Source organism: Effusibacillus sp. SKA8, assembly GCF_058273125.1.
This window is the reverse complement of sequence record NZ_JBZCSF010000001.1, coordinates 266080-287135: the sequence shown is the minus strand read 5'-3', so window position 1 is coordinate 287135 and position 21056 is coordinate 266080. Positions and strand designations below refer to the sequence as shown.

The window sequence follows — 21056 nt, the reverse complement described above, 5'->3', positions numbered from 1 at the left end:
TCTGTCAGCCTTTGATCATTTCCGCGTATTGCTCGGCGCTCAACAAATTGTCGAGTTCGCCGGGGTCTTTCATCTCGACAGCGATCATCCAGCCGTCTTGGTACGGTGATTCGTTGACTTTCTCGGGGGAATCGGCCAAAGACTCGTTGACCTCGATAATCTTGCCGCTGACGGGGGCGTAAAGATCCGACACCGTTTTTACCGATTCCACCGTGCCGAAAGTGGAGTTTTGAACCACTTCGTCACCGACTTCGGGAAGTTCGACAAACACGATATCTCCGAGTTCCGACTGGGCGAAATCCGTAATTCCAATGTACGCTTTGTTTCCTTCGACACGAACCCACTCATGCTCTTTTGAATATTTTAGTTCCTGCGGCAAGTTGCCCATGCGGTTACCTCCTTACAACATGGATGTTTTACTCCGCGTTGGTTCAGCAAATTTTTGCTTCAGCCAAATTGTAACAGATTTTGCATCTGTCCGCTATGATTCCCAACTCATCGAAATCCGAGCCACTTCTTCCATTTCGTGGGTCTTTCCTCTGCCCATCAAATCCTCCACCGCCGCCCGCGGACTCTTGCCTTCAAACAAAACCCGGTAGATCTCGGATGTGATCGGCATCACCACCTGATGATTTTCCGCGAGCTTGCAGGCGGCTTGCGCGGCGTGAACGCCTTCGACCACCATGTGCATCCCCGCCAAAGCCTCAGCCAGCGTTTTGCCCTGTCCCAATTGATAGCCGGTTCTCCAATTCCGGCTGTGACGGGACGTGCAGGTCACAATCAAGTCCCCGATTCCGGCAAGCCCCGCAAACGTCATCTGGGCTGCTCCCAATTTGATCCCCAACCGCGAGATTTCCATCAAGCCGCGGGTCATCAAAGCGGCTTTTGCGTTGTCTCCGAATCCAAGTCCGTCAGACAACCCCACGCCTAGCGCTATGATGTTCTTTAAAGCTCCGCCAAGCTCGGTTCCCGTCACATCCGGGTTGGTATACACCCGAAAGTAAGAATTCATGAACAGGTCCTGAAACCATTCGGCGGTGGCCCGGCTCCTGCTTGCGACAACCACGGTGGTCGGACACCTGCGGGACACTTCTTCCGCATGGCTGGGACCCGACAACACCGCGAGATTTTTCGGATCCAAATGCGGAATTTCTTCCAGAACCACCTGGCTCATGCGTGCCTGGTTGTGCTTGTCTAGCCCTTTCGTCGCGTGTATGAACTTGGTGTCCGGCTTGATAAACGGAGCGAGTTGCCGCATCGTATCACGGAACGCCACGGACGGCACCACAACCAAAATCTGGCGATGCCTTCTGACGGCCTGTTCCAAATCGGCAGTCGGCAAAATCGATTCGGGCAGCCGAGCGCCAGGCAAATATTTTGAATTGGTGCGCTCTTCCAGAATTTCGTTCACCACTTCCCGCCGTCTCGCCCACATCGAAACTTTACAGCCGTTATCCGCCAACACCATCGCCAAAGCGGTTCCCCAACTGCCTGACCCAATGACTGCAACAGACTGATCCATAATCCCCTCCCGCGCCACACCGTTATCTGCCGACTCGGTTTTCTTTTCCCTGTAAGAGCCGGACAATGTTGGACCGGTGCCGCCAATACGACAGGATGGCCATGACAACCGACATCCAGAAAAACACCCCTGAATCTCCACTGACAAGGATCGTAAATGGCAGGGCCGTCAAAAACACCAGGGAGGCAAGCGAAACGATACGCGTCAGCAAAAGCAGCAGAATGGCAATGATCCCCGCGTAAAGAGCGGGAAGGAAAGCGACGCTTAACACGACACCGATCGTCGTCGCAACCCCTTTCCCGCCTCGAAAATCAAAGAAGACGGGCCAATTGTGCCCGACGATGGAAGCCAACCCTCCAATCGCCATCCCCGTTTCGGATCCTGTCAAGAGATAGCCTACAAAAACGGAAAGAACCCCTTTGAGGGCATCTGCGACAAAGACGATCGCGGCCGCTTGTTTTCCGAGCACCCGCAACGTGTTTGTCGCGCCGGCGTTGCCCGACCCGTAATTTCGGATATCAATTCCCGCTTTGTAGCGGCCGATCAAATAGCTGGACGAAATCGAACCCAAGAGATAACCGATCACTGCCGCGAAGAAGACCTGCACCCGTATCTCTCCCCCAAAATATTTATCCTCCAAACTGACGAACCGCTCCGCAGCATATTTCCAAATCCGTTAAGGGAGACCCAAAAGATATGTCCCGCGTCAATCTTTCGACTTTTTGCGAATGAACAGCCGGATTGGTGTCCCCTCGAACCCAAAGGCGTCCCGCAGCTTGTTTTCCAGGAACCGCTCGTAGGAAAAGTGCATCAGCTCCGGATCATTGACGAAAATCACAAACGAAGGCGGCTTCACCGCCACTTGCGTCGAATAGTTGATCCGCAGTTTACGGCCCTTGTCGGCCGGCGGCGGCGTCATCATAACCGCGTCCTGGATCACCGAATTCACCGTGGAAGTCGGGATGCGCGTCGCATGACTTTCGGCCGCTCTTGCAACAGCGTCAAGGATCCGCGGTACCCGCTGCTTGGTTTTCGCCGACACAAACAAAATCGGCGCCCAAGGCATGAAAGGAAATTCGCTGCGGATTTGCTGCTCGAACCGGTGTGCGGTTTTGTCGTCTTTTTCCACCAGATCCCATTTGTTCACGACAAATACCATGGCACGCCCTTCTTCCAGCGCATAGCCGGCAATCCGTTTGTCTTGCTCAATGATGCCTTCCGCCCCATTCAACACCAGTACGCAGACATCCGATCGTTCAATTGCCCGCAGGGCCCTCAGAACCGAGTATTTTTCGGTCGTTTCATAGATCTTTCCGCGCTTGCGCATGCCTGCCGTGTCGATAATGACAAAGTCCCTTCCTTCCCTTGAGAAAGGGGTGTCGACCGCATCGCGGGTCGTTCCCGCGACTTCGGACACCAGCACCCGTTCTTCCCCAAGAATTGCGTTGACCAGCGACGACTTCCCCACATTGGGCCTGCCGATCATCGCAAACTTAATCGTGTCGGGGCTGTATTCCTCTTCCTCCTCGTTGGGAAAGTGCTTGACAACCTCGTCGAGCAGATCCCCGATTCCAATGCCGTGTTCCGCCGCGATGGGAACCGGATCCCCCACCCCCAACTCGTAAAAATCGAACCGGTTATCCAACGTGTTGGGATTGTCCAGCTTATTGACCGCCAGTACGACGGGTTTTTGGGAGCGGAACAGAATTTCCGCCACCTCTTTGTCGGTGGCCGTGAGACCAGTTTGGCCGTCCACCAGAAAGATGATGACGTGCGCCTCGTTGATCGCCAGTTCCGCCTGTTCACGGATGCGCAACGCAATCTCGTCGTCGCTGCCGACTTCAATGCCGCCAGTGTCGATAATATGAAATTTGCGGTCCAACCATTCGGCACTCGAATAAATCCTGTCCCGTGTGATACCGGGTTTATCTTCGACAATCGCAATCCGTTCTCCTGCCAAACGGTTGAAAAGTGTCGATTTTCCGACGTTTGGTCGTCCCACGATTGCCACAACCGGCTTTGGCATAATCCGGATACCGCCTTTCCAAAAAAATTGGCCTGCAAGCGTTACATTGCGCCTGCACAGCCGAGCATTCCCGAACGCGGCAGAGTTGCTTCATAACGCCTGCGCGGCGGAAGATTTCCCGTTATCCCCAACGCACCTTTAATCAAGCCCGTAGCGTTGGCAGGGAGCACCAACACCGGCTTGCCCAATTCGGAAGATACCCGCTCAACCGTGTAATCGTCAAGGAAAACATCCGCATCATCTTTTAGCATGATATCCGGAATCATGACGATGTCCGCTGTGCAGGATTCTTTCAATTGAGCGACGATGTCGGACCCGGTAACAAGTCCGGCAACCGTCACCATGTGTCCGTAAAAGTCGTTTCGGATCACGTGCAGCTCCACTTTCAGGTTCTCGACCTTCTCCAAAAGTTCGATTCCGCGCCGGATGGTTTTGGCGGGAGAGACTGCCGTTACCACCGCGACGTGGCGGCGTTCGTCAAGCGCCGCCGGTATCTGCCGCTTGAGGTCCGCCAATTCGTCCAAAAAATTCCGGATCAAACCGACGCCGTTTTCCGTCTGCGCAAACTCGTCGTAACGATCCGCAGGCGGCACCTCGCGGTCGGCCAACACGTAAAATTCGTCAGCCGCATGAACAAACGAAGCTCCTTTTTCTGTCAGAAACCGTTTCTGCCAGGATTCCACCTGATCAATCACGCGGGCGGCCTCTTCCGGAGTCACGCAGCGAAGTTCCGCTAAGCCCCTGCGGTGCTTCGTCAGGCCCACCGGAACCACGGACAGCGTGCGGACATACGGCCAAAAAGGCGCCAGATCCCTGACTGTCCGCTCCAGTTCCGGCCCGTCATTTATTCCCGGACAGAGTACGATCTGGGTGTTCATCTCGATCCCGTGTTCCGCCAGATACGCGATTTGGGTCATGATCTCGCCGGCTTTTTTGTGTCCGATCATGAAGGTGCGAAGTTCCGGATTTGTGGTATGAACAGAAATATTCAGCGGCGACATCTTTAACTGGACAATCCGTTCCAGATCCGCCTGTTTTAAGTTTGTCAACGTCACAAAATTTCCATGCAAAAAAGAAAGGCGGTAATCATCGTCGCGCATATTGAGGGTGTGCCGCATATTGCCGGGAATCTGATCGACGAAACAAAACACGCACTTGTTATGGCACAGCTTGATGCGGTCGACAGTCGGATGTTCCCACTCGACGCCAAGCGACTCGTCATATCTTTTTTTTGCCTCGATCAGCCATTCTTCCCCGTTCGCCTTGAGGACTTCCAGTTCAATCAACTCGTCCGTAATCGCAAACTGATAATCTATGATATCCTGAATCGGCTGTCCGTTGATCGTTTTGATCTCATCGCCGGGTTCCAGTTCCAGTTCCTCCGCCAGCGAACCGGGACGGACGGCTTGAATTTTCGGCATGTTCTCACCCGCTTTCAAAACGTGGATGTTTGGCCACTTGAATTTATATTATCTTATAGAAACAGGGTGCAAGTCAATCTTACGTCTTACGCGTCTTACGCGTCTTACGCATCTTACGCCTTACGCTTTCTTTTTCCTTATGATTTTTTAATGGCGCACGACGATCATGATATCGGGTTTTACCTCATGAGCAATACCGTCGAGGATTTTTTCCAGGGTAAACGCCGTAAATTGAAGGTCCTCCTTGTCCGTCGCATAAAAAATGGGGCTGCTGCCGCCCACTTTTTCCGGCGATGTGGTCACGATCGCCAAAATGGTTTTTTCCAGAGTCGTTCCCATCCGTTTCACCTCAAGCGTTGTAAAACTTTCGACCTCAGCGGTTTCCGGATCGAATTTTCAAGCACCGGCGATCTCGCGATGATCGCTTTGGCCAGCTCGATGTCCTTTTCAAGCGGCAACAGAAAAAAAGCGATTCTCCCCGTTGCCAGATCCCTTTTCGACAAGGGGACGAAGGACGGGGTTCCGCTGTCGCGATAAATCCCCAGGACCGCCGCCACGTCATGATGGATCGCCTGCCGTTGCCCCAGATGGGCGAGTGTGGTTTTGCCATTGGCGTTTTTCGGTATCAGAATCAAACCGAGACCGTGTTCCAAAATATGTTTCTTCGAGTCTTCCAATCCGATATTCATGATGTGAATATCGTCCACGTAAAGATTGGGGCCGTCAAACCGCAAGCGACCCTCCTGAATATCCGCCACATCCTCCACAACATTGCCCGACATAAAGCGGACACTGACCGCAATGGCGATGAAACCGCCTATCAAACCTCCATACCAATTGAAAAAGTAGGTGGTGAGGGAAGAAACGAAAGCGGTAAAAATCACAAGATAATTTCTCCCCTCAAACACCATGGCAATCCCTTCTATGTACGTAACCCCCCGCGGAACGAGTTCGTTCTGGTCGACATTTGTCAGCATTTGCCGCTCCATGTTGCGGACATCGCGGAACTGCTGGGCAGCCAGCGCCAGAAACGTGACAGCCGTATAGTTTTTTTCAAAAAGGGACGGTACCGCTACCGCCCCCAAGCCTGACGCTATCACGCCCAACGCAATGTGAATGACGCGACCGGTCGGATACGTCGGATACTGACGATAATCGGTCCGCAACATATAGATTCTGGCAATGACCCCCAATATGACACCGACCAAAATCATTTTGGTATAAAGGCTCATACCGGATCTCCTTCCAGTTTCCCTTCCTGCCTGCGATTTGATTTCGCCAACACGTATCCGGCCGCTTGTGCCGCATGATCCGTGAGAAACGATGCAATCACGGCGCCGGCGACAAAATCCATCCATTCGGAACCGCCAAGATGAACCGCTCCCGTTCCATCCGGCAACCGGTTGTCGTAAACGGTTCCCGCCAACAGAATGGCCCCTGCGGCAGCGCTCAGGCAAAAAAGCGGCTCCCGCGAAAACAGATAGACGGTCAAAACGGCGGCAATCGGGTACAAATACTGTTCATCCAGCAAATAGAAAGCAGGATCGCGCGGGACCAAATTCATCAAGATCAGGCAACACGCCGCCGAAGTGATAATGGCTGATAAAAAATGGAGTTTCTGCCCCGGCTTTTGTATCGCTCCGGTATAGACGCCGAGCAACAGTGCGAGCAACACGGAACCGATGTTCACAATGAAACGGTGCACCGCAACATCCAGACAACCCAACAATCCCATTGACACAAAAAGCAAAACCCACTGCCGAGTCCGCAACCCGCTCCGCTCCGTGTACCGGGCTCCCCATCCGGTTGCAAACAAGATCGCCGCCACCGTGAACGTCATCAGACCAAAGACCCCAGGATTCATGCCTTTCCCTCCCTAACAGGTCATTGTTTCCCGCCACCTCCGACTCTATACTCCAACACAAAAAACCCCGTTTCCGGGGTCTTACGGCCTGCGTGCCATCCGGCGAAAATCGATTCCTCTCGCCTCGCACCAATCTTTGGTTTTCCCGGTCACCACGATCGGAACAGAAGTCAGTTGATCAATCGAAACACATCCCAACAGAGTCATCACCGTGCACAGCTGGTCGTGCCAACTCCGGATCGCGCCAATGACTCCCTTTACTCCTTGTTCCGTTAACAGCCGCAAAATCGGTCCCGCCAGGCCCACCGCTTTCGCTCCAAGCGCGAAACATTTCGCCATATCAAGCGAGTTGCGTATACCACCGGAAGCGATGGCCTGCAAATCGTCAAATTCCTGCAACTCCAACAGGGACACAACGGTCGATTGCCCCCAGCATGCCAAATGGGAGTACTCATGCAAACGCCGCCGCTGATTCTCAATGGCAATAAAATTGGTGCCGCCCCGTCCCCCCACGTCGACCACGGATACGCCAACGCTTCGCAGTTGTGCGTACGTTTCGCGGGACATCCCAAAACCGACTTCTTTCACGATCACCGGGACGCCAACCGCTTCCTTCACATGCTGAATCGCCTCCAGCATCCCCTTGAAATTCCGGTCTCCTTCAGGCATCACCAGTTCCTGTGGCACATTCAGATGCAATTGCAGCAGATCCGCTTCAATCATGTCGATCACGCGATTGGCGTCGTCAACCGAAGCGCCAGCGCCCAAATTGGCGATCACTATCCCGTTTGGATTCACTTCTCTGACGACCCGGTATGTATCGGCGAGCTCCGGATTCACCAGAGCCGCCCTTTGCGAACCGACAGCCAGTGCGACGCCGGCTTCCTTGGCCGCCTCGGCCAGGCCGATGTTGATGTCTTTTGTGAAAGCTGCGCCGCCTGTCATCGCATTAATAAAAATCGGCGAACTGAGAGCCAGCCCGCCGATATCGGTATTTAAACGACATGCATCGACACTCGCTTCCGGAAGTGAGCGGTGAACGAATTGCAAATCGTCAAAATCGGAGTCCGTAACCGTTGCGGATGACAGAGCCAATCTTACATGATCCGCCTTGCGATTTTCTCTCAGCACTGTAACCGCCACTCTCTGTTTACTGTTTTTTGAAAAGGTCTCCGAACATTTCGCCCAGAGTCACGCCGATCCTCTGGTTCTGCTGCTTTTCCACGTATTTATCCACTTCTTTGCGGCGTGTGTCGCCTTCCGCCTCGCGTATCGACAAAGAAATCCGTTTTTCTTGCTCGTTGACGTCAAGCACTTTCACTTTGACTTCCTGTCCGACTTCCAACACCTCTTGCGGCGTGGCAATATGGCGGTTGGCGATCTGTGAAATGTGAACGAGACCCTCGACACCCGGCTGGAGTTCAATAAACGCTCCGAAGGAAACGAGCCGTTTCACCGTTCCGGTGACTATGTCACCCGGGTGAAACCTGGAAGCGACTCCTGACCAGGGACCGGGTTGCGCTTCTTTGATCGATAAAGAGATCCGGCCTTTTTCGGGATCGACTTTTAACACTTTGACTTTCACTTGATCCCCTTCCTTTACGACTTCGGAAGGAGTTTCCACCCGGTGCCAAGCCATTTCGGAGATATGCACCAATCCGTCAATGCCGCCCAGATCGACAAAAACGCCAAAGTCGGTGATCCGGCGCACCGTGCCTTCACGGATTTCGCCGGGCTGGATGGAAGCGAGCAGGTTCTGCTTTTGCCGTTCGAACTCCTCGTCCAATACGGCTTTTTGCGACAGGATAACTTTATTTTCCTTACGGTCGAGTTCCACCACTTTGACGCGTAACGTTTTGCCTTTGTAATCGCTGAAATCTTCCACAAAGCGCCTCTCGACAAGCGAAGCCGGAATGAACGCTCGCACCCCCACGTCTGCCACAAGGCCGCCTTTTACAATTTCCGCCACTTTCACTTCAAACACTTCTCCGGCTTGCAGGCGTTGTTCCAACAAATCCCAAGCTTTCACGGCATCCACCGCTTTTTTTGACAGAACCAGCTTGCCTTCGTCATCATTGATTCGCAGCACCTTGACTTCGACTTCGTCCCCCTCCGATACGGCATCCGCCACGCTTTCGACACGAAGCGCGGACAGCTCCCCGATCGGAATCACTCCTTCATATTTGTAGCCGACGTCCACAATCGCCTGGCCGTCTTCGATTTTTGTAACTTTGCCCTTCACGACGTCACCTTTATTTAATGTCAAGACGTTTGTCATTTCGTTCATTTCTTCCACCATGAATTTTACCTCCCTGACCTGTGTCCCCAAACACGGATTAAATAATTTATTGGCAAGAATGAAGGCAGTGTATTTTGCTTTCATCCCCGTTCCCGGATCGTTTCAACTATAGGTAGTATGTAAATCGCGCTACCGTTCGATACTTTCGCTTGCCAATCTTCGAATGTGCTCCATAATCAGGTTGCTGATTTCTTCCAACACCACGGAACTGGATTTGGCGTCACGGTAACGGCTTAAATCGACAGGCGGACCGTATATGATTTTCGTCTTTCTGAACAAGCGGTAAGGTCCGATAATCGCCGCGGGAATCACCGTGGCTCCACTGCGGAGAGCGAAGAAAGCAGCCCCTTTTTTCGCCTGTTCAACCATTCCCGATTTGGCACGGGTTCCCTCCGGGAAAATTCCGACCATTCCGCCTTGTTTCAGCACTTCCAGCGTAGCGTTCAGCGCTTTGCGGTCGCTGGCGCCCCGTTTCACCGGGATCGCGCCAAGTTGACGAATCATCCACCCCAACAAAGGGATTCGGAACAGTTCTTCTTTCGCAAAGAAAGAGATTTTTCGATCTAGCCAGATTCCGACAGCGGGCGGATCCAGACTGCTGATATGATTTGCGCAGAGGAGCACAGGGCCTTCTCTTGGAATATGTTGCAAGCCTGTGATTTCCAGAGGAAACAAGATGGAATATAGAATTCGCAACAGCCCTCTAGCAAACGTATATAGCATTTTACTCTTCTCCCCGCTGTTTCGTGCCTGTTTGTGTCTGACAAATCGAAACGACCTTGTCGACAACCTGATCGATCGTCAGCCCGGTTGTGTCTATCAGATGGGCGTCATCCGCCATGCGCAATGGAGCAAACTCCCGCGTGCTGTCCAACTCGTCGCGCTTGGCAATGCTCGCCTTCAGTTCAGCCGGATCGACCGAAAAGCCATTGCTTGCCAACTCCTCCATTCGCCTGCGGGCCCGCTCTTCCAGCGATGCCGTAAGAAACACTTTCACTTCGGCATCTGGAATCACATGGGTCCCGATGTCCCGTCCATCCATCACAACGCCGTGCTGTCTCGCCATTTTTTGCTGAAGTTTCACCAACTGAGCCCGCACACCGGGAATGGCCGACACTTTCGAGACGTTGTCCGTCACTTCCTTTGAACGTATTCGATCCGTCACGTCGACACCGTCGATCCACACAAGCTGCCGTTCTTCCCCCGGCTCTAACACGATATGTAAACGGGAAACCATTTCAACCAAATTCTTTTCGTCCGTCAGATCAATTCCGGAGTCAAGCGCTTTCCAGGTGACCGCCCTGTACATGGAGCCGGTGTCGACATAGGGCAATCCCAATCGTTTGGCAACCCGTTTCGCCACCGTACTCTTTCCCGCTCCGGCCGGCCCGTCGATTGCAACACGTATTCCGTTCATTGCCGCGACCTCCCGCAGTACCCGCTGTCATGCCCCAAAAGGATCAAAGGCACTGAAATGCCAATGGCGTTATGAAAAGAAAGAGCAGGCAGCGCCCGCTCTCCCTCATACTACCATATGCAGGTTCAGTGTGCAAGGGAATAACTGTCAATCAACACCCGTTCGATAACGGCAGCATGGTTTTCGCTGGACTCTACCAAAGTTCCGGGAGTCGGACTGGTGATGGAAGGGTCATTATGGTCGATCTCAAAACGAAACACGCCGCTTTGCGCCGATGTATCAATCTCGATCCGGTCATTGTTCCTCACTTTGATCGTCACGCCGGACGGACCGATCTGCGCGACAGGCGTGCCGTTCACTTTCACCCAAGCCGACAATCGGCCGGCTTCGTTTAGTACCGAGCGTATCGCCAGATCCCGCGGGGGCGTGTTTTGCGGCAGCATTCGTCCGTCGCCTTGCGGGATTTTTTGTCCCTCCAAGCGGTCCGTCGGCGCAAAAGCCTGTCTGAACACAGGCAGCAAAAGGGCGGCCTGGCTGACGACAATTCCCATGAACCCAATCATTGCAAGCCGGTAAAGAAATCGTTCCCATTTTGTCGAAACGGCCAAAAAACGTTCTTCATACGGTTGCGGCCGGCGATATTCCATGGGTACACCTCCACGCTACTCATCGTATGCTCGTTCAAGCCGTTTCATACATTTTACTTGCCTGCGAACAGGAGCAAGGAATAACCCCGCTCCCTGCCACAGGACCTACAATTGCTTCAATTTCTCCACTTTTTCCTCGTCGCCGTTGTCAACGTTGATGTAAATGCGATACGTATCATGGTCCATCGTGCCGGTAAATTCATAAGTCAAAATTTCTTTGCCCAGATCGTTCTCGATTAGAGCCAGCGCCGCCTCCTGCACATCGGTATGTTGGGAGACGAATTTTCTCGCTTGTTCCTGCGAGAGTTTCGGTTTGCCGATGGATCTCTGCTTGTGGTGGAACAAATAATCCTGACCGTTAAACCCGATCACTTCCCCGTTGTCAAGGGCCACCTTGATGGAGACGGTGTCGGGATAGAGCAACACGTCTCCCTGTTTCGGGACAAAGGTGTAAACGGCCGTATTATCGATTTGCTCGCTTTTGGTCAGACTGAGGTTTTGGTATCCGTGATCGGCCAGCCACCGCTCGCCCTTTTGCTGACCGGTCACCAAATCCAAAGACGCGTCTTTGACTTCCCGGTCTTTTACCGCCCAGGTGACGTGGCCGCCTTTTATCGTCATACCCATATAGGATTTGGGACCGTTTGGTTCTTCGACCGTAATCGAATAAGCCGGATACTGCATTCCTTTGCCGTTTTTCTGCACCCTAATCCCTGAAGTGTCGCTTTTTCCAAGAAACGCCGCCGCTTTTCTGGCCGCTTCCTCTTCGGACACCTCGTTCCCCGATACATTGTTGATGTGCGGTTGGGTACGGGTTTTTGCGGCAGTCAGGGTATCGGACTGAATTTCCGGAAAATCGGACACTCTTTTTTCCATGGCCTTGAAGCCGTCAACAATCTGGTTGTCGGTTTTCTTGCGGGTTTGCGACAATGCCAGCTCCGCATCCATCCAGCGGAGATTGTGGGCCAGAACATCTGTTTGCAGTTTTTGCAAATCCTGTTTGATTTCACCCGCCTCGTTGTACAGGGTCTGCAGCGTTTTCCATTCGCCGGCGCCAAGCGGTTCTTTGCTCTGGTCGCGAATCGCCACCCGGTACGAGAACTCGCCGATATCCCGCAAAAATTCCTGCGTCCGATTAAACGGCATCATGCTTAACGGAAGCTGGCCGACATCCGATTGGGCGGCGTAAGAAATCCTCCAGATGTTGGACAGACAAGGGGTCAATTGGCGCTGGGTATTGATCGCCAACGCCTTTCCCAGTTCGTCATGCAGCACTTCCAAATTGGACGACAGGTCGTGAAACGCCCGCTGATACTGATTTTCCGCTTTCAGAAGCAGCGCCTGCTTTTGCTGATGTTCCCGGTATCCCCAAAAACCTGTAACGATCAGAGCCAATACGGCCGTGACGGTGATCATTCTCCTAACCATGGTAAGCCTCCTCGCACGAAACTTAACGGCAGAAAATATGTTTTCCGATTCTCTTGATCTGCGGGCGTGACCAAATCCATTTGGATGTTGCCGTCGCCGGATTGAAATAGTAGATCGCCCCACCGGAAGGGTCCCAACCGTTTAATGCGTCAATTACCGCTTTTTTCGCTGTTTGGTTCGGAGTCAACCAGATCTGTCCGTCGGCCACCGCCGTAAACGCACCGGGTTGAAAAATAATGCCGGGAATCGAATGGGGAAATTGGGGATGTTCCAGACGGTTCAGGATCACTGCCGCGACAGCCACCTGACCGATATAAGGCTCCCCCCGCGACTCGCCATAGACGGCGTTGGCCATGAGATTCAGGTCTCCCTGGGAGATCCGGCTTGAAGAATGCGCGATTGGAGCCGGGGAACTCCCTTTTCTTGCGGTTTGTCTATAGGGCGGATTCCAGGGATTGTAATTCGGTGTGGCGCGTACCAGCCTTTCCCTTGTATTGGTGCCGACCTTTCCGTCTACCCTCATCCCGAATCGGTATTGAAAATTGCGCACGGCCCAGTACGTCTGCCACCCGAAGATTCCGTCCACATTGCCTTTGTAAAAACCGAGGAGTTTCAACCGGCCTTGCAGTTCCCGGACGTCAATTCCCGTACTGCCTTTCACCAAGATCCGATTGGTAAAGGTCGGGACCGCTTTCCCATCCCATGGCTGCGGATTTGCATAAAGCACCGCAACAGCCAGGAATGCGGACACAACGGCTGCCAACACGCTCCATTTTCGCTTCATACGTTCCCCCTCCTGTGGAGATTTCTCCCTTGTATTTTGAGGAAGGGAATCCGCGATTATGCCCATTTTTGGAAGGAAAAAAAATACAGGAGCTGACGCTCCTGCCGAAGGTGTCACCGGAAAGTTTCGATTTCAAAATCCCGTTCGTTATCACATAAGCAACGCTTGAAGCCGGTGTCAATATGTCCCTTAAAATCGCGAGAACCACGAAGAATAAAGCTTTCGCCACATTTTCTGCAGCGGATGTGCACTTTCACGCGATTGTTGTTTTCCACAGCGGCATCATCTCCCTGCCATACGGATTCGACTCCCTCTCGCATAGGATGCCCCCTTTCCGCAAACTCCATAGCTCATTATTGTCAGACACCACGTCAGTTCATACTCATTGCGTCAATCTTTCGGTTTGAACGGAACGATTGCACCCCCGAAAATCTCGCGGTTTCCAGAAATCAAGACTGAAAACAAAAAACTCCCTCCCGTTTAATACAACATTCGCGAGGGGATACGATTTTCCTGCAAAATTTGACAATCCGTGCAAAATAAAAGGCCGGCACGTGTTCATACCGGCCTGGCGGAAAATTGTCCGCTTTCAATATCGCATCGCTTGCGCAGAGTCTTCTATACCCAACCCCGCAGTTTGCAGGCTTCCGCCATTCGGCGAATTCCCACCATGTACGCCGCCAAACGCATGTCGATCTTGCGGATCCGGGCGGTTTCGTAGACCGTGTGGAACGCCTTGACCAGGATTTCCTTCAGGCGCCTGTCCACTTCTTCTTCCGACCAATAGAGTCCCTGATTGTTTTGCACCCATTCAAAATACGATACAATCACGCCGCCAGCGTTGCCCAACACGTCAGGCACAATCAAAATTCCGCGCTCGGTGAGAATCTTGGTTGCCTCCAAGGTTGTCGGACCGTTGGCGGCCTCCACCACGATTTTCGCTTTGATGTTATGCGCATTTTGCGATGTGATTTGATTCTCGATTGCGGCGGGAACCAGGATGTCGCAATCCAGTTCCAGCAGCTCCTGGTTCGTGATGGTGTTCTTGAAAAGCTTGGTCACCGTGCCGAAAGAATCGCGGCGATCCAACAAATAATCGATATCCAGGCCATTCGGATCGTACAGGCCGCCGTATGCATCGGAGATACCGATCACCACAGCTCCCGCATCATGCATAAACTTCGCAAGATATCCGCCGGCGTTGCCAAACCCTTGGACAACCACCCGGGCGCCCTTCAAATCGATCCCTTTCACTTTGGCGGCCTCCTGGATCGCGATGGTCACGCCGCGTGCGGTTGCCGCGTCGCGGCCGAGAGAGCCGCCGAGCACCAGCGGTTTCCCGGTGATGAAGCCCGGCGAATCGAATTCGCGGATTCTCGAATATTCGTCCATCATCCAAGCCATGATCTGCGAGTTGGTGAATACGTCCGGCGCCGGGATATCCTTTGACGGACCGACAATCTGGGAAATCGCGCGGACATATCCGCGGCTCAAACGCTCCAATTCGCGGAACGACATCTCGCGGGGATCGCACACGATGCCGCCTTTTCCCCCGCCATACGGAAGTTGCGCGATGCCGCATTTCAAGCTCATCCAGATCGCAAGAGCTTTGACTTCTTCTTCCGTCACGTCCGGATGAAAGCGAATGCCACCTTTTGTCGGTCCGATCGCGTCATTATGTTGCGCCCGGTATCCGGTGAACACCCGGATCGAACCGTCGTCCATCCGCACCGGGATTCTGACGGTTAACATCCGTAGCGGTTCTTTCAGCAGCTCATACATTTCATCGCCGTAACCCAACTTGTTCAACGCTTCTTTGATCACCATCTGGGTCTGGGTCAGTACGTTCAAAGTCTCCCCTTGATTTTTCGCGCCGATTTGAATGCTCATCTTTTGACCACCTTTTTGCAAACAGTTAAAACAACGACATGCAAAAATAGTATAACCCGCCGCCTTTTAATATGAAAGCATGTCTTGCCAAAAATTCACGCTTCTTTTTTTGCTATCCGTAGCTATATTCCCTTGAGAGCCTGTTCGATATCCCCGATCAGGTCATCCGGATTTTCCAAGCCGACCGACAGCCGGAGCAGCCCGTCGGTGATTCCCCTCTTTTTCCGTTCGTCTTCCGGCATCGACGCGTGGGACATCCTGGCCGGATAAGATAAGATGCTCTCGACGGCGCCAAGGCTGACCGCAAACAGAGGAAGTTTCAGTTTCTCGACAAAGCGCCGCACCTGTCCGGCATCCGCCAGCTCAAAGGACAGAACCGCTCCGGGACCGTCCGCTTGCCGCATGTGAACTTCCCTGCCCGGATGATCAACGAGTCCGGGGTAATAAACCCGTTTTATTTTCGGGTGCTGCGCCAGATAATCCGCAACCGCGACCGCCGTTTCCTGGCTTTGCTTCATCCGGACCGGCAAGGTCTTGATCCCCCGCATCAGCAACCAGCAATCGTGGGGTCCCAAAACGGCGCCAAATCCGTTTTGAATGAGATAAATTTCGTTTGCCAGCGCCTCGTCCCGCACCGTCACCAGCCCGGCCACAACGTCCGAATGGCCGCCCAAAAATTTCGTCCCCGAATGAACCACCACATCGATTCCCAACTGGTGCGGCCGCTGCAAATAGGGAGACATGAAAGTATTGTCGGCGATGGTCAACACCCCTTTGCTCCTGGCGATAGCCGCAGCCCGCTTTAAATCGGTAATCCGCAGCGTCGGGTTTGAGGGGGTTTCCAGCAGCAGTGCCTTTGTGTCCGGGCGAATCGCGGCCTCAATCTGATCCGGGTCCGTCGCGTCGACAAAAGTCGTTTCAATCCCCAACCGCGAAAAAACCCGCGTCAAAGCGCGAAACGTTCCCCCGTAAATATCTTCGCCCGCCACAATATGCGATCCGGAAGACAAGGTAAGCAGGGCTCCGGTAATCGCGGCCATGCCGGAAGCAAAGGCAAAACCGTAGTTGGCCTCTTCAAGCCGGGCGATGATCTGCTCAAGCGCTTGCCGGGTGGGATTGCCGGAGCGGGCGTAATCGAATTCCGGCGCCGCGTCCCAATCGGCCTGATGAAAAGTCGAAGCTTGGTAAATCGGAACGCTGGATGCGCCGGTATTAGCGTCGATTTCAACGCCGGTGTGAACCGCCAAAGTGTCAAATTTCACTTGACAGCCACCCCGCTTCCGGCAGTTTCCAAAGCTTGCGCCAAATCTTCAATGATGTCCTCATGGTGCTCGATTCCGACGGAGAGACGCAGCAACCTGTCGGTGACTCCATAAGCTTCCCGGACTTCTTTCGGGATGTCAAAATGGGTTTGCCGCGCCGGATAGGTGATCAAGGATTCAACGCCGCCAAGGCTTTCCGCAAACGTGACCATTTTGACATTGGCAAGCAGCGGTTCGACCATCCTTTCATCCGCCACTTCGAAAGACAGCATGCCGCCATAACCGGACGATTGCCGTTCGTGAACGGATTTGCCCGGGTGACCGGGCAACCCCGGATAGTACACCCGAGTCACTTGCGGATGGCGGGACAACCATTCGGCGACTAAACGCGCATTTTCCTGATGCTTCTCCATCCGCAAGGCCAGCGTTTTCATCCCGCGAATCATCAGCCAGCAATCCTGCGGCCCCAGAACCGCTCCGATCGAATTTTGCAAAAAGAACAGCTTTTCGCCAAGCTCCTCATCCTTTACAACCGCCAGACCGCACAAGACGTCATTGTGACCGCCGAGGTATTTGGTGCCGGAATGCACGACAATATCCGCCCCCAGTTCCAACGGTCGCTGCAAATAAGGAGTCATGAACGTGTTGTCGACAATCGTGAGCAGTCCATGCTTGCGGGCAATGGCGGAACAACCGGCGATATCCGTGATTTTCATTGTCGGATTGGTCGGTGTTTCGATAAACAGCGCTTTTGTGTTTGCCTGCACGGCGGTTTCCACTGCCGCCAGGTCGCCGGTGTCGACATAGGTAACCGCAATGCCGTACCGGCGCAAAATTTGTTCCAACAGCCTGTAAGTCCCGCCGTACAGATCGTTTGACGCGATCAAATGATCTCCCGGTCCGAACAGCCCGGACAGGCAACTGATGGCCGCCATGCCGGAAGCAAACGCAAACCCCCTCTGCCCGTTCTCCAGTTTCGCAATCGCATTCTCTAAAACTTTGCGGGTGGGATTCGAGGTTCTTGTGTAATCGAATCCCGTGCTTTGTCCCAATGCGGGATGGGAAAATGTCGCCGAATGATGCACCGGCAGCGAAACGGCTCCCGTTGCCGGATCTTGACGGTTTCCAGCCTGCGCCAACCGCGTTTCAATCCGCATCTCAATTCCTCCCTTAAAACAAAACATGGATGTTTTACTCCGCGTTGGCCGCACAGATGCGGACGTTCTTGGCGGAGTGAGTTCGTAGCGGAGTGATTTAACAAAAAAAGTCTTTCTCCAAAGAGAAAGACCGGATGATTTCAGCAAGTCCTCCTCTTATCTGTCAGGAAAACATCCTGCAGGAATTAGCACCACAAATTCTGGCTTCGGTTTGAAAATCGTCCCCGAAAGACAAAATTCAGGTTGCCGGGCTTCATCGGGCCAGTCCCTCCGCCAACTCTGGATAAGAGCCATGAAATTTTTCAATTCCCGTTATAGAATACACTTTACTATGATTTATTCCGGTTCGTCAAGAGCAAACATTGCAGAGCAAACATTGCAGAGCAAACATTGCAAACAAACATTGCAAACAAACATTGCACGCTTGCGGGCAAAACATCGCCGCACGCGGATGGCTTGACAACAACTGCCTGCATCAACAAACAGACCGGGGACACACTACTTGTACAAAGAAGAAAGGACTGAAACAGAATGTCGCAAACGGCATCCGGCAGTTCCAAGCTTTCACTGCCGCCATTGATCGCTTTGGCAAGCGTTCCGCTGATTATGGTACTGGGGAACTCGATGTTGATCCCCATTCTCCCGACGATCCAGCAAGAACTTCACATATCCAAATTTCAAGCGAGTCTGGTTATCACTTTGTTTTCCATACCAGCCGGAATCATCATCCCGTTAGCCGGTTTTCTTTCCGACCGTTACAGCCGCAAAATTGTCATCATTCCCGCATTGATCCTGTACGCCCTGGGCGGCCTCATTGCGGGGCTGGCGGCATGGTTGCTGGCCAAACCGTTTACGGTTATCATGGCGGGACGAATCCTGCAAGGCATCGGCGCGGCCGGGACCGCACCCATCGCAATGGCTTTGGCCGGGGATATTTTTAAAGGGGGGAGCCGCAGCCAAGCGCTCGGCCTGATGGAAGCAGCAAACGGACTGGGAAAGGTGCTCAGCCCCATCCTTGGCGTGCTGATTGCGCTGATCATCTGGTACGCGGCTTTTTTTGCTTTTCCGGCCTTATGCATACCTGCTGCACTGGCGATTTGGCACTTTGTCAAAGAGCCGAAGAAACACGGCGAATCGCAAAAAGTAAGCCAATATTTGCATTCCCTCAAAACGATTTTCCGGCGCGAATGGAAATGGTTGCTCACCGCTTACTTCGCAGGTGCAAGCGCACTTTTTATCTTATTTGGGGTCCTGTTTTACCTGTCCCAAATTTTGGAGGACACTTATAAAATCAACGGCTTGCTGAAAGGCGCCATTCTTGCCCTCCCGTTGCTTGCCATGTCATCCGCCTCATATATAACCGGCTCGAAAATCAAAAAGAAAAAAGCGCTGATGAAGACTTTGATCGTAACGGGCATGTTGATGATCGCGCTGCCGCTGGCACTGGCTTCTTTCAGCAAAAACACCTATGTCCTGCTCGCTCTGCTGGTGGTAAGCGGGATCGGCACCGGTCTGGTGTTGCCCTGTCTGAACATGCTGATCACCTCAGCCGTCAATATGGAAGAACGGGGCATTGTCACATCTTTTTACGGATCGGTACGCTTCCTGGGAGTGGCGGTCGGTCCCCCCGTCTTCACTTGGCTGATGGAAATCTCCCCTGCCGTTATGTTCCTGGCGGTTGCCGGATTGTCCGTCGTATCCGCCGGGTTGTCCACGTGGCTGATCCGGATCCCCAAGGATGAACTCCCCCCTTCACCCGCTCCGGGTACCGTTCCCTCCGAAACGATCCGCAAGCGGTTGGCAAAAAGAAAAGCGCGGGCGTAACACCTACGTCCGCCTTTCGCATACGATAATGAAGCCCAGCCTGATGAAATCGCCCAGGCGATGAGACCCTGCGGGGATTCCCTGTGAAGAGAAAGGAGTTTTCAAAATGACCGATTTTCTGCCGCAAAAACCGTGGGATGCGGTCCTGACCGACCCCTTGCCTGGGAGAAACGTCAAGCCACGCACTTGCGGTTTGAGCATGGTGATCGATAAAGGTCTCGGGATCCGGGAAACCTTGGATCTCATTGAAATCGCCGGTCCCTACATCGATTTCTTGAAACTCGGCTTTGGCACGTCCATGCTGTATTCAAAATCCCTTTTGCAAAACAAAATCAACATCCTGCGGGAATATGACATTCACGTCTATCCGGGCGGGACGCTGTTGGAAGTGGCGGTTCTTCAGGGAAGGTGGAAAGAATTCTACCGCACGGCGAAAAAATTGGGCTTCACGGCAATTGAAGTGTCCGACGGGACGATCCCGCTCGCCCCGAATCTGCGTAAAGAATTGATCCAAGCGGCAAAAAACCTCGGATTCCTGGTCCTCAGTGAAGTCGGCAAAAAAGAAGCGGACGTACATCTGCCTGTTGACAAACAGGTGGAAATGATCCAGCGGGATTTGGAATGCGGCGTTTTTAAAGTGATCATCGAAGGGCGGGAATCCGGCAAGGCAGTCGGCATCTACGAAGCGAACGGCTCCATCCGCAAAGACGACATGGAGCGGCTGGTCGAAAAACTCGAGTCGTACGATTCCATCATTTGGGAAGCGCCTTTAAAACCGCAGCAGGAAGAGCTGATTGCACGATTTGGCGTCAACGTCAATCTGGGTAACCTTGCGCCCGAAGAGGTTCTGTCCGTTGAATCGCTGCGCAGAGGCCTGCGCAGCGATACCCTCCGACTGGCCATGCGAAGTGAAGCGGAGATCGATGAACCATTTCCCGCTGCATTATAGCAGATGCAGAAATTTGATCCGCATATGCCCCTTCACCTGTCCATATATTGTAGGGATAAGACAAGGGGTGGAAGTTTATGGTCGGGGAAATCATCCTGGTATTGCTGATTGTCGTCGGGATCGTCGGCAGGGCAAGCATTCTCGCAACCGCCGCAAGCGTGCTGCTGATCTTGAAACTGACCAATCTACAGCGGTATTTTCCGACTCTGGAAAGACGCGGGCTTGAACTCGGCCTGTTGTTTTTGATGATTTCGGTCTTGGTGCCGCTTGTCAACGGAAAAATTCAATCGAAAGAATTGTGGGGAACTTTTTTTACAATCCCGGGGGTATTCGCGTTGCTAGGCGGTATGCTTGCCACCTATCTCAACGGTCTGGGGCTTGCGATGCTGCGCCTGGAACCTCAATTGATGTTGGGGCTTGTGCTCGGGTCGATTATCGGCATCGTCTTCTTCAAAGGAATACCGGTGGGCCCTTTAATGGCAGCCGCGATAGCGGCCTTGTTGATGAAAATCTGTGAATGGTTTTCCTGAACGCACAAAACCGCGTACAAAAGACGAGTGCCGTTG

22 protein-coding genes and 1 riboswitch are annotated in these 21056 nt (G+C 53.1%); of the genes, 3 read left to right on the top strand and 19 right to left on the bottom strand.

Annotation, left to right across the window (positions count from 1 at the left end; translation table 11 throughout):
- Positions 1-4 precede the first annotated feature (4 nt).
- The 19 genes from gcvH to AC4ED1_RS01390 form a co-directional block, all read right to left on the bottom strand.
- Positions 5-388 carry a glycine cleavage system protein GcvH gene (gene gcvH / locus AC4ED1_RS01480; RefSeq protein WP_490935621.1) on the bottom strand — a complete coding sequence of 128 codons (384 nt, stop codon included), beginning with the start codon at positions 386-388 and terminating at the stop codon, positions 5-7.
- 93 nt (positions 389-481) lie between these two features.
- Positions 482-1522, bottom strand: coding sequence for an NAD(P)H-dependent glycerol-3-phosphate dehydrogenase (locus tag AC4ED1_RS01475; RefSeq protein WP_490935620.1), 1041 nt, complete (start codon positions 1520-1522; stop codon positions 482-484).
- Between the two features lie 22 nt (positions 1523-1544).
- Positions 1545-2129, bottom strand: a complete 585-nt coding sequence (plsY, locus tag AC4ED1_RS01470) for a glycerol-3-phosphate 1-O-acyltransferase PlsY (protein WP_490935619.1) — start codon at positions 2127-2129, stop codon at positions 1545-1547.
- Positions 2130-2228: 99 nt separating this feature from the next.
- Positions 2229-3548 (bottom strand): ribosome biogenesis GTPase Der, encoded by a 1320-nt coding sequence (gene der, locus AC4ED1_RS01465; protein ID WP_490935618.1) that lies wholly within the window; start codon positions 3546-3548, stop codon positions 2229-2231.
- A 41-nt stretch (positions 3549-3589) separates the two neighbouring features.
- Complete coding sequence (locus AC4ED1_RS01460) at positions 3590-4969, bottom strand: DUF512 domain-containing protein (RefSeq protein ID WP_490935617.1); 1380 nt, start codon at positions 4967-4969, stop codon at positions 3590-3592.
- A gap of 147 nt (positions 4970-5116) precedes the next feature.
- A complete protein-coding gene (locus AC4ED1_RS01455) occupies positions 5117-5308 on the bottom strand; it encodes a capping complex subunit for YIEGIA (protein WP_490935616.1) in 192 nt (63 codons plus the stop codon).
- Between the two features lie 5 nt (positions 5309-5313).
- Positions 5314-6201, bottom strand: coding sequence for a YIEGIA family protein (locus AC4ED1_RS01450; RefSeq protein ID WP_490935615.1), 888 nt, complete (start codon positions 6199-6201; stop codon positions 5314-5316).
- Complete coding sequence (locus tag AC4ED1_RS01445) at positions 6198-6833, bottom strand: YphA family membrane protein (protein WP_490935614.1); 636 nt, start codon at positions 6831-6833, stop codon at positions 6198-6200. Before AC4ED1_RS01445 ends, AC4ED1_RS01450 begins: the two co-directional genes overlap by 4 nt.
- Positions 6834-6914: 81 nt before the next feature.
- Positions 6915-7964, bottom strand: a complete 1050-nt coding sequence (gene fni / locus AC4ED1_RS01440; RefSeq protein WP_490935613.1) for a type 2 isopentenyl-diphosphate Delta-isomerase — start codon at positions 7962-7964, stop codon at positions 6915-6917.
- 19 nt (positions 7965-7983) lie between these two features.
- Complete coding sequence (gene rpsA / locus AC4ED1_RS01435; RefSeq protein WP_490935612.1) at positions 7984-9132, bottom strand: 30S ribosomal protein S1; 1149 nt, start codon at positions 9130-9132, stop codon at positions 7984-7986.
- A 129-nt stretch (positions 9133-9261) separates the two neighbouring features.
- Complete coding sequence (locus tag AC4ED1_RS01430) at positions 9262-9855, bottom strand: lysophospholipid acyltransferase family protein (RefSeq protein WP_490935611.1); 594 nt, start codon at positions 9853-9855, stop codon at positions 9262-9264.
- A gap of 1 nt (position 9856) precedes the next feature.
- Complete coding sequence (gene cmk / locus AC4ED1_RS01425) at positions 9857-10549, bottom strand: (d)CMP kinase (RefSeq protein WP_490935610.1); 693 nt, start codon at positions 10547-10549, stop codon at positions 9857-9859.
- 125 nt (positions 10550-10674) lie between these two features.
- Complete coding sequence (locus AC4ED1_RS01420) at positions 10675-11196, bottom strand: hypothetical protein (protein ID WP_490935609.1); 522 nt, start codon at positions 11194-11196, stop codon at positions 10675-10677.
- A 105-nt stretch (positions 11197-11301) separates the two neighbouring features.
- The gene (gene ypeB / locus AC4ED1_RS01415; RefSeq protein WP_490935608.1) at positions 11302-12624 is read right to left on the bottom strand and encodes a germination protein YpeB; all 1323 of its coding nucleotides are present in this window, start codon (positions 12622-12624) and stop codon (positions 11302-11304) included.
- Positions 12625-12646: 22 nt separating this feature from the next.
- Complete coding sequence (sleB, locus tag AC4ED1_RS01410) at positions 12647-13408, bottom strand: spore cortex-lytic enzyme (RefSeq protein ID WP_490935607.1); 762 nt, start codon at positions 13406-13408, stop codon at positions 12647-12649.
- Between the two features lie 113 nt (positions 13409-13521).
- Complete coding sequence (locus AC4ED1_RS01405; protein WP_490935606.1) at positions 13522-13728, bottom strand: hypothetical protein; 207 nt, start codon at positions 13726-13728, stop codon at positions 13522-13524.
- 298 nt (positions 13729-14026) lie between these two features.
- On the bottom strand, positions 14027-15298 hold the full coding sequence (locus tag AC4ED1_RS01400; protein WP_490935605.1) for a Glu/Leu/Phe/Val family dehydrogenase: 1272 nt from the start codon (positions 15296-15298) through the stop codon (positions 14027-14029).
- Positions 15299-15420: 122 nt separating this feature from the next.
- Positions 15421-16560, bottom strand: coding sequence for a trans-sulfuration enzyme family protein (locus AC4ED1_RS01395; protein ID WP_490935604.1), 1140 nt, complete (start codon positions 16558-16560; stop codon positions 15421-15423).
- Complete coding sequence (locus tag AC4ED1_RS01390) at positions 16557-17717, bottom strand: trans-sulfuration enzyme family protein (protein ID WP_490935603.1); 1161 nt, start codon at positions 17715-17717, stop codon at positions 16557-16559. Before AC4ED1_RS01390 ends, AC4ED1_RS01395 begins: the two co-directional genes overlap by 4 nt.
- 153 nt (positions 17718-17870) lie before the next feature.
- Positions 17871-18007: riboswitch (SAM riboswitch) on the bottom strand.
- Positions 18008-18248: 241 nt separating this feature from the next.
- Here AC4ED1_RS01390 and AC4ED1_RS01385 point away from each other — a divergent pair.
- The 3 genes from AC4ED1_RS01385 to AC4ED1_RS01375 all read left to right on the top strand — a co-directional run bounded on the left by AC4ED1_RS01385 (position 18249) and on the right by AC4ED1_RS01375 (position 21020).
- A complete protein-coding gene (locus AC4ED1_RS01385) occupies positions 18249-19541 on the top strand; it encodes an MFS transporter (protein WP_490935602.1) in 1293 nt (430 codons plus the stop codon).
- 106 nt (positions 19542-19647) lie between these two features.
- Positions 19648-20490 (top strand): phosphosulfolactate synthase, encoded by an 843-nt coding sequence (comA, locus tag AC4ED1_RS01380; RefSeq protein ID WP_490935601.1) that lies wholly within the window; start codon positions 19648-19650, stop codon positions 20488-20490.
- Positions 20491-20567: 77 nt separating this feature from the next.
- A complete protein-coding gene (locus tag AC4ED1_RS01375) occupies positions 20568-21020 on the top strand; it encodes a DUF441 domain-containing protein (RefSeq protein WP_490935600.1) in 453 nt (150 codons plus the stop codon).
- The last annotated feature ends 36 nt before the right edge of the window (positions 21021-21056 follow it).

What these genes read in the sequence shown, in the direction of transcription:
- gcvH (WP_490935621.1), bottom strand. Translation starts at nt 388, where the DNA reads ATGGGCAACTTGCCGCAGGAACTAAAATATTCAAAAGAGCATGAGTGG.
- AC4ED1_RS01475 (WP_490935620.1), bottom strand. Translation starts at nt 1,522, where the DNA reads ATGGATCAGTCTGTTGCAGTCATTGGGTCAGGCAGTTGGGGAACCGCT.
- der (WP_490935618.1), bottom strand. Translation starts at nt 3,548, where the DNA reads ATGCCAAAGCCGGTTGTGGCAATCGTGGGACGACCAAACGTCGGAAAA.
- AC4ED1_RS01460 (WP_490935617.1), bottom strand. Translation starts at nt 4,969, where the DNA reads ATGCCGAAAATTCAAGCCGTCCGTCCCGGTTCGCTGGCGGAGGAACTG.
- AC4ED1_RS01455 (WP_490935616.1), bottom strand. Translation starts at nt 5,308, where the DNA reads ATGGGAACGACTCTGGAAAAAACCATTTTGGCGATCGTGACCACATCG.
- AC4ED1_RS01450 (WP_490935615.1), bottom strand. Translation starts at nt 6,201, where the DNA reads ATGAGCCTTTATACCAAAATGATTTTGGTCGGTGTCATATTGGGGGTC.
- AC4ED1_RS01445 (WP_490935614.1), bottom strand. Translation starts at nt 6,833, where the DNA reads ATGAATCCTGGGGTCTTTGGTCTGATGACGTTCACGGTGGCGGCGATC.
- rpsA (WP_490935612.1), bottom strand. Translation starts at nt 9,132, where the DNA reads ATGGTGGAAGAAATGAACGAAATGACAAACGTCTTGACATTAAATAAA.
- AC4ED1_RS01430 (WP_490935611.1), bottom strand. Translation starts at nt 9,855, where the DNA reads ATGCTATATACGTTTGCTAGAGGGCTGTTGCGAATTCTATATTCCATC.
- cmk (WP_490935610.1), bottom strand. Translation starts at nt 10,549, where the DNA reads ATGAACGGAATACGTGTTGCAATCGACGGGCCGGCCGGAGCGGGAAAG.
- AC4ED1_RS01420 (WP_490935609.1), bottom strand. Translation starts at nt 11,196, where the DNA reads ATGGAATATCGCCGGCCGCAACCGTATGAAGAACGTTTTTTGGCCGTT.
- ypeB (WP_490935608.1), bottom strand. Translation starts at nt 12,624, where the DNA reads ATGGTTAGGAGAATGATCACCGTCACGGCCGTATTGGCTCTGATCGTT.
- sleB (WP_490935607.1), bottom strand. Translation starts at nt 13,408, where the DNA reads ATGAAGCGAAAATGGAGCGTGTTGGCAGCCGTTGTGTCCGCATTCCTG.
- AC4ED1_RS01405 (WP_490935606.1), bottom strand. Translation starts at nt 13,728, where the DNA reads ATGCGAGAGGGAGTCGAATCCGTATGGCAGGGAGATGATGCCGCTGTG.
- AC4ED1_RS01400 (WP_490935605.1), bottom strand. Translation starts at nt 15,298, where the DNA reads ATGAGCATTCAAATCGGCGCGAAAAATCAAGGGGAGACTTTGAACGTA.
- AC4ED1_RS01390 (WP_490935603.1), bottom strand. Translation starts at nt 17,717, where the DNA reads ATGCGGATTGAAACGCGGTTGGCGCAGGCTGGAAACCGTCAAGATCCG.
- AC4ED1_RS01385 (WP_490935602.1), top strand. Translation starts at nt 18,249, where the DNA reads ATGTCGCAAACGGCATCCGGCAGTTCCAAGCTTTCACTGCCGCCATTG.
- comA (WP_490935601.1), top strand. Translation starts at nt 19,648, where the DNA reads ATGACCGATTTTCTGCCGCAAAAACCGTGGGATGCGGTCCTGACCGAC.
- AC4ED1_RS01375 (WP_490935600.1), top strand. Translation starts at nt 20,568, where the DNA reads ATGGTCGGGGAAATCATCCTGGTATTGCTGATTGTCGTCGGGATCGTC.